This window comes from Klebsiella sp. GG_Kp173 (assembly GCF_040062415.1).
GTDB classification, from domain to species: Bacteria; Pseudomonadota; Gammaproteobacteria; order Enterobacterales; family Enterobacteriaceae; genus Klebsiella; species Klebsiella quasipneumoniae.
This window is the reverse complement of record NZ_JBEAFZ010000002.1, coordinates 55984-69224: the sequence shown is the minus strand read 5'-3', so window position 1 is coordinate 69224 and position 13241 is coordinate 55984. Positions and strand designations below refer to the sequence as shown.

At 59.6% G+C, this 13241-nt stretch carries 15 protein-coding genes and 1 riboswitch; of the genes, 8 read left to right on the top strand and 7 right to left on the bottom strand.

The genetic code is table 11. The features are described from left to right. Window positions 1-43: 43 nt before the first annotated feature. The 5 genes from cecR to ABLU50_RS02240 all read left to right on the top strand — a co-directional run bounded on the left by cecR (window position 44) and on the right by ABLU50_RS02240 (window position 5805). Complete coding sequence (gene cecR / locus ABLU50_RS02260) at window positions 44-718, top strand: transcriptional regulator CecR (RefSeq protein WP_085956527.1); 675 nt, start codon at window positions 44-46, stop codon at window positions 716-718. Further along, window positions 718-1713, top strand: coding sequence for a secretion protein HlyD (hlyD, locus tag ABLU50_RS02255; RefSeq protein WP_087832391.1), 996 nt, complete (start codon window positions 718-720; stop codon window positions 1711-1713). Before cecR ends, hlyD begins: the two co-directional genes overlap by 1 nt. After that, the gene (locus ABLU50_RS02250) at window positions 1706-3445 is read left to right on the top strand and encodes an ATP-binding cassette domain-containing protein (RefSeq protein WP_032455747.1); all 1740 of its coding nucleotides are present in this window, start codon (window positions 1706-1708) and stop codon (window positions 3443-3445) included. Before hlyD ends, ABLU50_RS02250 begins: the two co-directional genes overlap by 8 nt. Next, window positions 3435-4568, top strand: coding sequence for an ABC transporter permease (locus tag ABLU50_RS02245; RefSeq protein WP_048294414.1), 1134 nt, complete (start codon window positions 3435-3437; stop codon window positions 4566-4568). The genes ABLU50_RS02250 and ABLU50_RS02245 overlap by 11 nt, the downstream gene beginning before the upstream one ends. Before the next feature lie 130 nt (window positions 4569-4698). Continuing rightward, the gene (locus ABLU50_RS02240; protein WP_087832392.1) at window positions 4699-5805 is read left to right on the top strand and encodes an ABC transporter permease; all 1107 of its coding nucleotides are present in this window, start codon (window positions 4699-4701) and stop codon (window positions 5803-5805) included. On the opposite strand, the gene ABLU50_RS02235 is transcribed toward ABLU50_RS02240, so the two are convergent. Then, complete coding sequence (locus ABLU50_RS02235; protein WP_049153250.1) at window positions 5767-6177, bottom strand: YbhQ family protein; 411 nt, start codon at window positions 6175-6177, stop codon at window positions 5767-5769. The genes ABLU50_RS02240 and ABLU50_RS02235 overlap by 39 nt on opposite strands. Before the next feature lie 131 nt (window positions 6178-6308). Here ABLU50_RS02235 and ABLU50_RS02230 point away from each other — a divergent pair, with 131 nt between their 5' ends. The 3 genes from ABLU50_RS02230 to ABLU50_RS02220 are packed head-to-tail and all read left to right on the top strand — an operon-like array spanning window position 6309 to window position 9273. Beyond that, the gene (locus ABLU50_RS02230) at window positions 6309-7070 is read left to right on the top strand and encodes an endonuclease/exonuclease/phosphatase family protein (RefSeq protein ID WP_087832393.1); all 762 of its coding nucleotides are present in this window, start codon (window positions 6309-6311) and stop codon (window positions 7068-7070) included. Further along, window positions 7067-8311, top strand: a complete 1245-nt coding sequence (clsB, locus tag ABLU50_RS02225) for a cardiolipin synthase ClsB (RefSeq protein ID WP_004886156.1) — start codon at window positions 7067-7069, stop codon at window positions 8309-8311. Before ABLU50_RS02230 ends, clsB begins: the two co-directional genes overlap by 4 nt. After that, window positions 8308-9273: a YbhN family protein gene (locus ABLU50_RS02220; RefSeq protein ID WP_017900169.1), complete on the top strand. Its 966-nt coding sequence runs from the start codon at window positions 8308-8310 to the stop codon at window positions 9271-9273. The genes clsB and ABLU50_RS02220 overlap by 4 nt, the downstream gene beginning before the upstream one ends. 180 nt (window positions 9274-9453) lie before the next feature. On the opposite strand, the gene ABLU50_RS02215 is transcribed toward ABLU50_RS02220, so the two are convergent. The 6 genes from ABLU50_RS02215 to moaA all read right to left on the bottom strand — a co-directional run bounded on the left by ABLU50_RS02215 (window position 9454) and on the right by moaA (window position 12916). Beyond that, window positions 9454-10158: a Bax inhibitor-1/YccA family protein gene (locus ABLU50_RS02215; RefSeq protein WP_087832394.1), complete on the bottom strand. Its 705-nt coding sequence runs from the start codon at window positions 10156-10158 to the stop codon at window positions 9454-9456. Window positions 10159-10203: 45 nt separating this feature from the next. Beyond that, entirely contained in the window at window positions 10204-10656 is a 453-nt protein-coding gene (gene moaE, locus ABLU50_RS02210) for a molybdopterin synthase catalytic subunit MoaE (RefSeq protein WP_004886150.1), read from the bottom strand. Window position 10657: 1 nt separating this feature from the next. Continuing rightward, window positions 10658-10906, bottom strand: a complete 249-nt coding sequence (gene moaD, locus ABLU50_RS02205) for a molybdopterin synthase sulfur carrier subunit (protein ID WP_004886145.1) — start codon at window positions 10904-10906, stop codon at window positions 10658-10660. Further along, window positions 10899-11387, bottom strand: a complete 489-nt coding sequence (gene moaC, locus ABLU50_RS02200; RefSeq protein WP_004886142.1) for a cyclic pyranopterin monophosphate synthase MoaC — start codon at window positions 11385-11387, stop codon at window positions 10899-10901. The genes moaD and moaC overlap by 8 nt, the downstream gene beginning before the upstream one ends. Before the next feature lie 3 nt (window positions 11388-11390). Further along, on the bottom strand, window positions 11391-11903 hold the full coding sequence (gene moaB, locus ABLU50_RS02195; RefSeq protein ID WP_004886139.1) for a molybdenum cofactor biosynthesis protein B: 513 nt from the start codon (window positions 11901-11903) through the stop codon (window positions 11391-11393). A 23-nt stretch (window positions 11904-11926) separates the two neighbouring features. Further along, window positions 11927-12916: a GTP 3',8-cyclase MoaA gene (gene moaA, locus ABLU50_RS02190; protein ID WP_004886137.1), complete on the bottom strand. Its 990-nt coding sequence runs from the start codon at window positions 12914-12916 to the stop codon at window positions 11927-11929. Next, window positions 12904-13042, bottom strand: a riboswitch (molybdenum cofactor riboswitch). Its footprint overlaps the gene before it by 13 nt. Window positions 13043-13241 lie beyond the last annotated feature (199 nt).

The window sequence follows — 13241 nt, the reverse complement described above, 5'->3', positions numbered from 1 at the left end:
CAAAGCGCCAGTCGACGCCTAAAGTTAATCAATCGATTGATTAATTTTTAAGAGCGCGATGACCAGTAAAGGCGAACAGGCAAAAAGTCAGCTTATCGCGGCCGCTATCGCCCAGTTTGGCGAGTACGGCCAGCACGCCACCACCCGCGACATCGCCGCCCAGGCCGGGCAGAATATCGCCGCTATCACCTACTATTTTGGCTCGAAAGACGACCTGTATCTCGCCTGCGGCCAGTGGATCGCCGATTTTATCGGTGACAATTTTCGCCCGCACGCCGAAGCGGCGGAGGCCCTGCTCGCCGGAGAGTCGCCGGATCGCCAGGCGATCCGCGCCCTTATCCTCAGCGCCTGCCATAACATGATCCTGCTGCTGACCCAGGAGGATACGGTCAACTTGAGCAAATTTATTTCCCGGGAACAGCTGGCGCCCACCGCCGCGTACCATCTGATCCACCAGCAGGTGATCGCCCCCCTGCACCACTATCTCACCCGGCTAATCGCCGCCTGGACCGGCCGCGATGCCGGTGATACGCAAATGATCCTTCATACCCACGCCCTGCTGGGCGAGGTGCTCGCTTTCCGTCTCGGGCGTGAAACTATCCTGCTGCGCACCGGCTGGACGCAGTTTGACGCGCAAAAAACCGAACAGATTTTTGAGGTCATTACCTGTCATATCGATTTCATCCTGCATGGGTTATCGCAAAGGAGTTTGGGCTGATGAAAAAATCCGTCGTCGTCATTCTGCTGATCGTGATTCTTCTCGCCGCGCTGGGCGGCGGCTGGTGGTGGTACCAGAGCAGCCGGCTGCAGCCGCTGACCCTGTATGGCAATGTCGATATCCGCACCGTCAATATGAGCTTCCGCGTCGGCGGCAGGCTGGCCTCGCTGACCGTCGACGAAGGCGACAGCATCCGCGCCGGGCAAACCCTCGGCGCGCTTGACCGAGCTCCCTATGAAAACGCCCTGCTGCAGGCGCAGGCCAACGTCTCCACCGCCCAGGCGCAGTATGACCTGATGATGGCCGGCTACCGCTCGGAAGAGATTGCCCAGGCCGCGGCGGCGGTAAACCAGGCGCAGGCCGCTTACGACTACGCGCAAAACTTTTATCAGCGCCAGCTGGGTTTACGCGCCAGCAGCGCCATTTCCGCCAACGATCTGGAGAACGCCCGCTCCTCGCGCGACCAGGCGCAGGCAACGCTGAAGTCAGCGCAGGATAAACTGCGTCAATACCGCGCCGGCAACCGTCCGCAGGAGATAGCCCAGGCCAAAGCCAGCCTCGAACAGGCGCAGGCAGCGCTGGCGCAGGCCAAACTGGACCTGCACGATACGGTGCTGACCGCCCCTTCCGACGGCACGCTGATGACCCGCGCCGTCGAGCCCGGCACCATGCTCAACGCCGGCAGCACGGTGCTGACGCTGTCATTAACCCATCCGGTATGGGTCCGGGCCTACGTTGATGAGACAAACCTCGGCCAGGCGCAGCCGGGACAAGAGGTGCTGATCTATACCGACAGCCGGCCGGATAAGCCCTATCACGGCAAAATCGGCTTTGTCTCGCCAAGCGCTGAGTTCACGCCGAAGACCGTTGAAACGCCGGATCTGCGTACCGACCTCGTTTATCGTCTGCGTATTGTGGTGACCGATGCCGACGGCGCCCTGCGCCAGGGGATGCCGGTGACCGTCTCCTTTAACCACGGGAACGGACATGAGTGAGGCCGTCATCGCCTTAAACGGCCTGAGCCGCCGTTTCCCCGGGATGGACAGGCCAGCGGTGGCGCCGCTGACCTGTACGATCCGCGCCGGCTACGTCACCGGGCTGGTGGGCCCCGACGGCGCAGGGAAAACCACCCTGATGCGGATGCTCGCCGGGTTGCTCAAGCCTGATGAGGGCAGCGCCAGGGTGATCGGCTTTGATCCGCTAAAAGACGACAGCGCTCTGCACGCGGTGCTCGGCTATATGCCGCAGAAGTTCGGCCTGTATGAAGATCTGACGGTGATGGAAAACCTGACCCTGTACGCCGACCTGCGCAGCGTCACCGGCGAGGCACGGAAGAAAATTTTCGACCGCCTGCTGGATTTTACCGCCCTTGGCCCGTTCACCGAACGGCTGGCGGGCAAGCTCTCCGGCGGTATGAAGCAAAAACTGGGGCTCGCCTGTACCCTTGTGGGTGACCCGAAGGTGCTGCTGCTGGATGAACCCGGCGTCGGCGTCGACCCGATCTCCCGCCGCGAGCTATGGCAGATGGTGCACGAGCTGGCCGGCGACGGCATGTTGATCCTGTGGAGCACCTCTTATCTCGATGAAGCCGAGCAGTGTCGCGATGTGCTGCTGATGAACGAAGGCAAATTGCTTTATCAAGGAGAGCCGACGGCCCTGACGCAAACTATGGCCGGGCGCAGCTTTCTGGTCTCCAGCCCGCAGGAGAACAACCGCCGCCTGCTGCAGCGGGCGCTGAAGCTGCCGCAGGTTAGCGACGGCGTGATTCAGGGCAAATCGGTGCGTCTGATCCTGAAAAAGGAGGCCCGCATCGATGAGGTTCAGGAACATGACGATATGCCGCCGCTGCAGGTGGCCGACACCGCGCCGCGCTTTGAAGACGCCTTTATCGACCTGCTTGGCGGCGCCGGCACCGCCGAATCGCCGCTGGGGGCGATTATCCATCGCGTTGACGGCAGTAAAGACGAAACGGTGATTGAGGCGCAGTCGCTGACGAAAAAATTTGGCGATTTCGCCGCCACCGACCACGTCGATTTCCAGGTCAAGCGCGGCGAGATCTTCGGCCTGCTCGGCCCCAACGGCGCCGGGAAATCCACCACCTTCAAAATGATGTGCGGCCTGCTGGTGCCCACCTCCGGCAAAGCGCTGGTGCTGGGGATGGATCTTAAGGTCAGCTCCGGCAAGGCGCGTCAGCATCTGGGCTATATGGCGCAAAAATTTTCGCTGTACGGCAACCTCAGCGTCGAGCAGAACCTGCGCTTTTTCTCCGGCGTGTACGGCCTGCGCGGCCGGGCGCAAAATGACAAAATCGCCCGCATGAGCGATGCCTTCGGTCTGAACAGCATTGCCCGCCACGCCGCCGACGAGCTGCCGCTCGGCTATAAGCAGCGGCTGGCGTTGGCCTGCTCGCTGATGCATGAGCCAGACATTCTGTTTCTCGACGAACCCACCTCCGGGGTCGATCCCCTCACTCGTCGCGAGTTCTGGCTGCATATCAACAGCATGGTGGATAAAGGGGTGACGGTGATGGTTACCACTCACTTCATGGATGAGGCGGAGTATTGCGACCGCATTGGGCTGGTCTATCACGGCAAGCTTATCGCCAGCGGCACCCCGGACGCGCTGAAGGCCCAGGCGGCGGATGACAACCAGACGGACCCGACCATGGAGCAGGCGTTTATTACCCTGATTAACCGTTGGGATAAGGAGAATGGCCATGAGCAATAGCATTCTCTCGTGGCGACGGGTCCGCGCCCTGTGCGTGAAAGAGACCCGGCAGATCGTCCGCGATCCCAGCAGCTGGCTGATTGCGGTGGTGATCCCGCTATTGCTGCTGTTTATCTTCGGCTACGGCATTAACCTCGACTCCAGCAAGCTGCGGGTGGGGGTTCTGCTGGAGCAGCAGAGCGAAGAGGCGCTGGATTTCGTCCATACCATGACCGGCTCACCCTACATCGACGCCACCGTCAGCGATAATCGCCAGCAGTTAATTCAGCTGATGCAGGCCGGTCGCATCCGCGCCATGGTGGTCATTCCGGTGGACTTCGACCGCCAGATGGCCCGCCCCGGCGCCAGCGCGCCGCTCCAGCTCATCACCGACGGCAGCGAGCCCAATACCGCTAACTTCGCCCAGGGCTACGTGGAGGGGATCTGGCAGATCTGGCAGCAGCAGCGGGCGGAAGATCGCGGCGAGACCTTTGAACCGCTGATCGACGTGCAGATGCGCTACTGGTTTAACCCGGCGGCTATCAGCCAGCACTTTATTATCCCCGGGGCGATCACCATTATCATGACCGTAGTCGGCGCGATACTGACCTCGCTGGTGGTGGCGCGGGAATGGGAGCGCGGCACTATGGAGGCGCTACTGTCGACGGAGATCACCCGCGCCGAACTGCTGCTGTGCAAGCTCATTCCCTACTACTTCCTCGGCATGCTGGCGATGCTGCTGTGTATGCTGGTGTCAGTATTTATTCTCGGCGTGCCCTATCGCGGTTCGCTGCCGATCCTGTTTGTCATCACCAGTCTGTTTTTGCTCAGCACCCTGGGGATGGGGCTGCTTATCTCAACCATTACCCGCAACCAGTTTAACGCCGCGCAGGTGGCGCTGAACGCCGCGTTTTTACCGTCGATTATGCTGTCCGGGTTTATTTTCCAGATAGATAGTATGCCAGCGGTGATCCGCGCCGTGACCTACGTGATCCCGGCGCGCTATTTCGTCAACACCCTGCAAAGCCTGTTTCTGGCGGGCAATATTCCGGTGGTACTGCTGGTGAATGTGCTGTTTTTGATTGCTTCGGCGGTGATGTTTATCGGTCTGACATGGTTGAAAACCAAGCGGCGTCTGGATTAGGTTTTGCCCGGTGGCGCTGCGCTGACCGGACCTACGGTTTGACCAACATCGATTATACGGTTCGCCGATCCCCCCAGGCCGGGCAAACGCAGTGCCGCCCGGCGTTGTTGAATGGGCCAAAGGAGCTATTATGTTTCACCGTTTATGGACATTGATCCGCAAAGAGCTGCAGTCGCTGCTGCGCGAACCACAGACGCGGGCAATTTTAATCATGCCGGTGCTGATTCAGGTGCTGCTGTTTCCCTTTGCCGCGACGCTGGAGGTGACCAACGCCACCATCGCCATCTACAACGAAGACAGCGGTCGCCACGCGGTGGAGCTCACTCAGCGCTTCGCCCGCGCCAAAGCCTTTACCCATGTCCTGCTGCTGAAAAGCCCGCAGGCGATCCAGCCGACCATCGATGAACAAAAAGCCCTACTGGTGGTGCGCTTCCCGGCGGATTTCTCTCGCAACCTCGACAACTATCAAACCGCCCCGCTGCAGCTTCTGCTCGACGGGCGCAACTCCAACAGCGCGCAAATCGCCGCCAACTATCTGCAACAGGTCGTGAGAAATTATCAGCAGGAACTGCTGGAGGACAAAGCGAAGCCGAACAACAGCGAACTGGTGGTGCGCAACTGGTATAACCCGAATCTCGACTACAAATGGTTCGTGGTGCCGTCGCTCATCGCCATGATCACCACCATCGGAGTGATGATCGTCACCTCGCTGTCGGTGGCCCGCGAGCGCGAGCAGGGCACCCTCGATCAGCTGCTGGTCTCGCCCCTCGCCACCTGGCAAATCTTTGTCGGTAAAGCGGTACCGGCGCTGATCGTCGCCACCCTGCAGGCGACTATCGTGCTGGCGATTGGTATCTGGGCCTATCAGATCCCGTTTGCCGGCTCGCTGCTGCTGTTCTATTTCACCATGGTGATTTACGGTCTGTCGCTGGTGGGATTTGGCTTATTGATCTCATCGCTATGTTCAACGCAACAGCAGGCGTTTATTGGCGTGTTCGTCTTTATGATGCCGGCGATTCTTCTCTCCGGCTATGTTTCACCGGTGGAAAACATGCCGCAGTGGCTGCAGGATCTGACGTGGATAAACCCGATCCGCCACTTTACCGATATCACCAAGCAAATTTATTTGAAGGATGCGAGTCTGGAGATTGTGTGGGGAAGTTTGTGGCCGCTACTGGTCATAGCGGCCACCACCGGCTCAGCGGCGTATGCGATGTTCCGAAGAAAGATTGCGTAATTTTTTATCTTTCGCCAGCAGCGAGACCACCGCCGGGCCTGCCAGTATCACCAGCCCGGCGAGGGTCAGCAGCAGGTTGTTGTGCAGCACGCGCGACAGCAACCACAGCGCTATCATGGCGGCGCCGAAGTACCAGGTGGTGGTGAGCTCCTCAAGGAAGTCTCCCACATCGCGCCAGCGCGCCTCATGGTGACGCTGCAGAAACAGCATCGCCAGCAGCGTGACGCTGTAGAGGACGCACAGCCCTAATCCGACGCGCACCAGCGCGCCGCTCATCCATCCCATCACCAGCACTGCCACGACCAGTAGATGCAACATAATCTGCCAGCAACTAAGACCTGTTGCGACGCGTACACGTTGTTGCCACTTCATGGCTTCTCTCCTGAAGGATTTTTCTCTGCTACTCAGAGTACCGCACTTTACGGAAAATTCCGTATCACCGCATCTTTTTGTGACGTCTACTACACTATTTTATTCAGGAAAGTGACATTTACTGGAGAATTATGGCTGAGCCAACGTCGGGATTTTCGTTGAACGTGCTGACAATTAACACCCATAAAGGCTTTACGGCGTTTAATCGGCGTTTTATTTTGCCCGAGCTGCGCGAAGCCGTTCGCAGCGTCAGCGCTGACATAGTTTGCCTGCAGGAAGTGATGGGCGCTCACGAAGTTCACCCGCTGCATATCGAAAACTGGCCAGATAAGACCCATTACGAATTTCTTGCCGATACCATGTGGAGCGACTACGCCTATGGGCGCAACGCGGTCTATCCGGAAGGTCACCACGGGAATGCCGTGCTGTCGCGCTTCCCGATTGAATACTATGAAAATCGCGATATCTCGGTCGGCAACGGGGAGAAACGCGGCCTGCTGTACTGCCGCATCGTACCGCCGCAGAGCGGCGTTACGATTCACGTCATTTGCGTCCATCTCGGACTGCGTGCCAACCAGCGGCAGGCGCAGCTGGCGATGCTGGCGGAGTGGGTCAATACCCTACCCGCCGGCGAGCCGGTGGTGGTGGCCGGAGATTTTAACGACTGGCGTCAGCAGGCTAACCAGCCGTTAAAGGCCCAGGCAGGGCTGGAAGAGATCTTTACCCGCGCCCGCGGACGGCCGGCGCGCACCTTTCCGGTCAGTTTTCCGCTGCTGCGCCTCGATCGCATTTACGTCAAGAACGCCCACGCCAGCCGCCCGAAGGCGCTGGCCCTCAAACAGTGGCGGCATCTGTCCGATCATGCACCCCTTAGCGTGGAGATTCATTTGTGAAATGTCGTTGGCAGGAAGGCAACCGCATTACGCTACTGGAGAACGGCGACCAGTACTATCCGGCGCTGTTTGCGGCCATCGGTCGCGCCAGCCGGCGGGTGATCCTCGAATCCTTTATCTGGTTTGAAGATGAGGTCGGCTGGCGGCTGCACGCGGTTCTGCTGAAGGCAGCCCGCCGCGGCATCCAGGTGGAAGTGCTGCTTGACGGCTACGGCTCGCCGGATCTTAGCGATGAGTTTGTCGGTGAACTGACCGCCGCCGGGGTGATTTTCCGCTATTACGACCCGCGCCCTAAGCTGATGGGAATGCGTACCAACCTTTTCCGTCGCATGCACCGTAAAATCGTGGTGATCGACGACACCACCGCCTTTGTCGGCGGCATCAACTACTCCGCCGAACATATGAGCGACTATGGACCGGAGGCCAAACAGGATTACACGGTGCAGGTCGAGGGGCCGGTGGTGCTCGATATTCTGCAGTTCGAACTGGAGAATCTGCCCAACAGCGAAACCGCCCGCCGCTGGTGGCGCCGTCGTCGCCATCAGCCGGAGATCAACCAGACCCCCGGCGAGGCGCAGGCGCTGTTCGTCTGGCGCGATAACCAGGATCACCGCGACGATATCGAACGCCACTACCTGAAGATGCTGACCAGCGCCCGCCGGGAGGTGATAATCGCGAACGCCTATTTTTTCCCCGGCTACCGTCTGCTGCATGCGATGCGCAATGCCGCGCGGCGCGGGGTGCGGGTGAAGCTGATCGTCCAGGGCGAACCGGATATTCCGATTGTGAAGTTTGGCGCCCACCTGCTCTACCACTACCTCGTCAAAGGCGGCGTGCAGATCTACGAATATCGCCGCCGTCCGCTGCATGGCAAAGTCGCCCTCGCGGACGACCACTGGGCCACCGTCGGGTCGAGCAACCTCGATCCGCTCAGCCTGTCGTTGAATCTGGAAGCCAATCTGATCATCCACGACCGGGTGTTTAACCAGACGCTGCGCGATAATCTTAACGGGCTTATCGCCCGGGATTGTCAGCGGATCGATAAAACGATGCTGCCGAAACGCAACTGGTGGCGGCTGGGGGTGAGCGTGATGGCCTTCCACTTTCTGCGCCACTTTCCGGCGTGGGTCGGCTGGCTGCCGGCCCATACTCCGCGGCTGGCCAGGGTCAGCCCGCCGGTGCAGCCGGAGATTGAAACTCAGGATCGCGTCGAGTCACCTACCAGGGATAATCCACTATGAGCAAATCGCACCCTCGCTGGCGGATGGCAAAAAGAGTGCTGACCGTACTCTTTTTTATCGCCGTGATCGTCCTGCTGGTGATTTACGCGCAGAAGGTCGACTGGCAGGAAGTATGGAAGGTGATCCGCGGTTACGATCGGCTGGCCTTGTTCAGCGCCATTGCGCTGGTCATCGTCAGCTATCTGATCTACGGCTGCTACGATCTGCTTGGCCGGGCCTATTGTGGGCATAAGCTGGCGAAACGCCAGGTGATGCTAGTGTCGTTTATCTGCTATGCCTTCAACCTGACCCTCAGCACCTGGGTCGGCGGCATCGGCATGCGCTACCGGCTGTACTCGCGGCTGGGGCTCAACGGCGGCACCATCACCCGTATTTTTTCCTTAAGCATCACCACCAACTGGCTGGGCTATATCCTGCTCGGTGGGGTGATATTTACGGCGGATCTGGTGAAGCTGCCGCCGCACTGGTACATCAGCCAGACCACCCTGCGCATTATCGGCGGAGTGATGCTGTTTCTCACGCTGTGCTATCTGTTTGGCTGCGCCTTCGCCAAACGCCGTCACCTGACGATCAAAGGTCAGCGGCTGGTGCTGCCCTCCTGGCGATTCGCGCTGCTGCAGATGGGGGTCTCGGCGGCGAACTGGATGGCGATGGGGGCGATCATCTGGCTGCTGTTGGGCAGCGAGATTAACTATTTCCTTGTATTGGGGGTACTGCTGGTGAGCAGTATCGCCGGGGTGATTATCCACATTCCGGCCGGGATTGGCGTGCTGGAGGCGGTGTTCATCGCCATGCTCTCCGGGGAAGAGATTTCGAAGGGAGCGATCATCGCCGCTCTCCTCGCCTGGCGCGCGCTCTATTACTTTCTGCCGCTGCTGCTGGCGACGGTGGCCTATTTGCTGCTGGAGAGTCGGGCGAAAAAGTTGCGGCAAAAGAACCAGCGCAAGCTGGCCCGCGAATGAAATCGCCCGGCGGCGCTGCGCTTGCGCGGGCCTACTGGGTGTGAGCCTGCGAGAGGATCCTGTAGGCCGGGTAAGGCGCAACCGCCATCCGGCGATACCACGGGTACCGTGCCTGACATCTCGCCCGGCGGCGCTGCGCTTGCCGGGCGATCGGGGATGCAACCTTTTGATATAAATAGGTTAGCGGCGGTTGCCCATAATACGCAGCAGCATCAGGAACAGGTTGATGAAATCCAGATACAGCGTTAAGGCGCCGAGGATCGAGTATTTACGCAGATTGGCGCTGTCGCGGATATCAATCTGCTCGCCGATGTTTTTCAGCTTCTGGGTATCGTAGGCGGTCAGGCCGACAAACAGCACCACCCCGATGTAGGTCACGGCCCACATCAGCGCCTCGCTCTTCAGCCACAGGTTAACCAGCGACGCCAACACGATGCCAATCAGCCCCATAAACAGCATGCTGCCGAAGCCGCTCAGGTCGCGCTTGGTGGTGTAGCCGTACAGACTCATCGCCCCGAACATCCCGCCGGTGACCACAAAGGTGCTGGCGATGGAGGAGTAGGTGTAGGCGATAAAAATGCTCGACAGCGTCAACCCGGTGAGCGCCGAATAGAGCATAAACAGGGTGGTCGCCATCCCGGCGCTCAGCCGCTGCACCATCCCCGACAGCACAAACACCAGCGCCAGCTGGGCGATGATCAGCCCGAAAAAGGTGATTTTGCTCGAAAAGACGAACATCATCACCGCCGGGGTATTCGCCGCAAACCACGCGATAAACGCCGTCAGCAGCAGGCCGACCGTCATCCAGCCGTACACCTGCGCCATATAAGTCTGCAGGCCGCTGCGGCCCTGCACTATTGAATCGGAACGCGGATATCTGTCCATGACTCTCTCCTGATTAACAAAGTTTCACTCTGTAAGCGTATCACACTACCAGCGCTCTGCCGCCTGACGATCGCTGTCGCGGGCATCGACCCAGCGCTCGCCCTCCGGTGTCGCCTCGCGTTTCCAGAACGGCGCGCGGGTTTTCAGGTAGTCCATCATAAACTCGCCGGCGGCGAAGGCGCTGCCACGGTGGGCGCTGGTGACGCCGACAAACACAATCTCTTCCCCCGGCCACATTTCGCCGATGCGATGGATAATGGTCACCCGGCCCAGCGGCCAGCGCTCGCGCGCCTGGTCGACAATCTCCGCCAGCGATTTCTCGGTCATACCCGGATAGTGCTCAAGAGTCAGCGCTTTCACGCTGTCGCCGAGGTTGTGATTGCGCACTTTGCCGGTGAAGGTAACCACCGCGCCGTCTTCATCGCGTTCGGCCAGCCAGAGATACTCCTCGCCAACGCTAAAGCGCGCCGGGCTAACGACGATACGAGTTTGCGTCATATCAGCCTCCGGTGACCGGTGGGAAGAACGCCACTTCATCCCCGCTGGCGACAGGATGGTCAAAGGCGGTCAGCGTCTGGTTAACCGCCGCCAGCAGCTTGCCCTCCTCCAGGGCCAGCGCCCAGCGATCGCCGCGAGCGGCAAGCTGCTGACGCACAGCCTCAACGGTGGCCAGCTCGCTGGCGTCGAGAGTCAGCGAATCAGTCCCCACCAGCTCGCGCACCTGGGCAAAAAACAGAACCTTAATCATGGCGTTCGTCCACCTTAAAATCGCCGGACTTGCCGCCGCTTTTCGCCAGCAGGCGCACCGGGCCAATCACCATATCCTTCTGCACCGCCTTGCACATATCGTAAATGGTCAGCGCGGCAACCGAGGCGGCGGTAAGGGCTTCCATCTCGACGCCGGTTTTGCCGGTCAGGCGGCAGAGCGATTCGATGCGCACCCGGTTATGTTCCGGCTGCGCCTGCAAATTGACTTCCACTTTGCTGAGCATCAGCGGATGGCACAGCGGGATCAGCTCCCAGGTGCGCTTGGCCGCCTGGATCCCGGCGATCCGCGCCGTGGCGAAAACGTCGCCTTTATGATGGCTGCCGTCGATAATCATCGCCAGGGTTGTCGCCTGCATCTCGACATAAGCCTCGGCGCGCGCTTCGCGTACCGTTTCCGCTTTGCCGGAGACATCCACCATATGGGCTTCGCCCGCGGCGTTAATATGGGTCAGTTGTGACATACATTATTTCTTCAGGTGAGGAATAAAATTACAAGGACGGGTGCGGGCATCCAGCTGCGGGGCAATGATGTTGTCCCACGCCGTGCGGCAGGCTTTCGTCGAGCCCGGCATAGCGAAGATCAGCGTGTGGTTAGCGACGCCGGCCACGGCCCGGGACTGCAGCGTCGAGGTGCCGATCTCTTCGAACGACAGCATGCGGAACACTTCGCCAAAACCTTCCACCTCACGGTCAAACAGCGGCAGCAGCGCTTCCGGCGCCTGGTCCCCTTCGGTGAACCCGGTCCCGCCGGTGATCAGCACCACCTGTACCTCATCGCTGGCGATCCACACCGATACCTGGGCGCGGATGGCGTAGCGGTTCTCTTTGACTATCGCCTTATCGACGACATGGTGCCCGGCCTCCTGCGCCGCCTCACGCAGCCAGTGGCCGGAAGTGTCGTCCGCTTCACCGCGACGACTGGAAACGGTAAGAATAGCAATACGGGTCGGAATAAACTCAGCGCTAGCCTGGCTCATCTGAATGCTCCTTTCGAAAACGATTATCCGCCAATATAGGACAGGTTCTGCGTAATACCGGTGTTGCCCTGATGCAGGAAATGGGTCTGCTTTTTATGGGTTAAGGCTTCGGCGATCCGCGCTTCCAGCGCGGCCTGCTGCCGATCATCGGCCATCAGGTCGCGCAGGTCGACGCCGCCTTCGCCAAACAGGCACAGGTGCAATTTGCCGACGGAGGAGACGCGCAGACGGTTGCAGGTGGTGCAGAAGTCTTTTTCGTACGGCATGATGAGGCCGATCTCGCCGGCGTAGTCCGGATGACAAAAGACCTGCGCCGGACCATCGCTGCGCTGGCGGATCTGGTGGATCCAGCCGCGACGCAGCAGCTCGTCGCGCAACACCATGCCGGAGAGATGGTGACGGCGGAACAGGTCGCTGCCCTCGCCGGTTTCCATCAGCTCAATAAAACGCAGCTGAATACGACGCGGCTGGATCCAGGCGAGGAAGGTATCAAGCTGGTGATGATTAACATCGCGCATCAGTACGGTATTCACCTTCACCTTGTCAAAGCCCGCGGCGAAGGCGGCGTCAATCCCGTCCATCACCTGGTGGAATTTATCCTGGCCGGTGATGGCATGGAACTGGCGGGCGTCGAGGCTATCGACGCTGACGTTGATCGCCGTCAGCCCGGCATCGCGCCAGCGTTCGACATCGCGCGCCAGGCGATAACCGTTAGTGGTGACGGCAATCTGACGGATCGCCGGGTTTTCACGCACGGCGGCGATGATCTCGGTGAAGTCACGGCGCAGGGAGGGTTCCCCACCGGTGAGGCGAACTTTTTCAGTGCCCAGCGCGGAGAAAGCGCGCGTGACCCGGCGCACTTCGTCTACGCTAAGAAAGCCGTTGTTATTGACGGCGCCGGGCTTGTAGCCATCCGGCAGGCAGTAGGTGCAACGGAAATTGCACACATCGGTAATCGACAGACGCAGGTAATAAAACTTACGCGCGAATGCATCGGTAAGCTGTGAGGCCATATACACCTTTCCAAATACGGGAGACGCGGTCATTTCTTCCCACGCCCTGGCGACAACCGGCGGCGTCGCGGCCAAACCGCCATATCTTTTGACACAGGCGAAGAGGCTAGAGTGTTAACAGGTTATGCCGATAGTAGCGCGTTCCAGGCGGTTTCGCCATTTGCGATTTCGCTATATATTCTTGTATATATCGCTACCTTCGTGCATTTTCGCTACAGAATAGCCATAAATCATCTTTTTGCCTTGATATCGGTCAGTTTGTCGGGCTCCTCCCATCGTCTTTTAGGGGTAGATCGGGTAGTGTGTGGCCGTTTATGTGAAATAA

Coding starts and splice junctions, on each gene's coding strand:
- ABLU50_RS02220 (WP_017900169.1), top strand. CDS start 8,308: ATGAGCAAATCGCACCCTCGCTGGCGGATGGCAAAAAGAGTGCTGACC.
- ABLU50_RS02235 (WP_049153250.1), bottom strand. CDS start 6,177: ATGAAGTGGCAACAACGTGTACGCGTCGCAACAGGTCTTAGTTGCTGG.
- ABLU50_RS02215 (WP_087832394.1), bottom strand. CDS start 10,158: ATGGACAGATATCCGCGTTCCGATTCAATAGTGCAGGGCCGCAGCGGC.
- ABLU50_RS02250 (WP_032455747.1), top strand. CDS start 1,706: ATGAGTGAGGCCGTCATCGCCTTAAACGGCCTGAGCCGCCGTTTCCCC.
- ABLU50_RS02230 (WP_087832393.1), top strand. CDS start 6,309: ATGGCTGAGCCAACGTCGGGATTTTCGTTGAACGTGCTGACAATTAAC.
- hlyD (WP_087832391.1), top strand. CDS start 718: ATGAAAAAATCCGTCGTCGTCATTCTGCTGATCGTGATTCTTCTCGCC.
- moaE (WP_004886150.1), bottom strand. CDS start 10,656: ATGACGCAAACTCGTATCGTCGTTAGCCCGGCGCGCTTTAGCGTTGGC.
- ABLU50_RS02245 (WP_048294414.1), top strand. CDS start 3,435: ATGAGCAATAGCATTCTCTCGTGGCGACGGGTCCGCGCCCTGTGCGTG.
- moaB (WP_004886139.1), bottom strand. CDS start 11,903: ATGAGCCAGGCTAGCGCTGAGTTTATTCCGACCCGTATTGCTATTCTT.
- moaC (WP_004886142.1), bottom strand. CDS start 11,387: ATGTCACAACTGACCCATATTAACGCCGCGGGCGAAGCCCATATGGTG.
- moaA (WP_004886137.1), bottom strand. CDS start 12,916: ATGGCCTCACAGCTTACCGATGCATTCGCGCGTAAGTTTTATTACCTG.
- ABLU50_RS02240 (WP_087832392.1), top strand. CDS start 4,699: ATGTTTCACCGTTTATGGACATTGATCCGCAAAGAGCTGCAGTCGCTG.
- moaD (WP_004886145.1), bottom strand. CDS start 10,906: ATGATTAAGGTTCTGTTTTTTGCCCAGGTGCGCGAGCTGGTGGGGACT.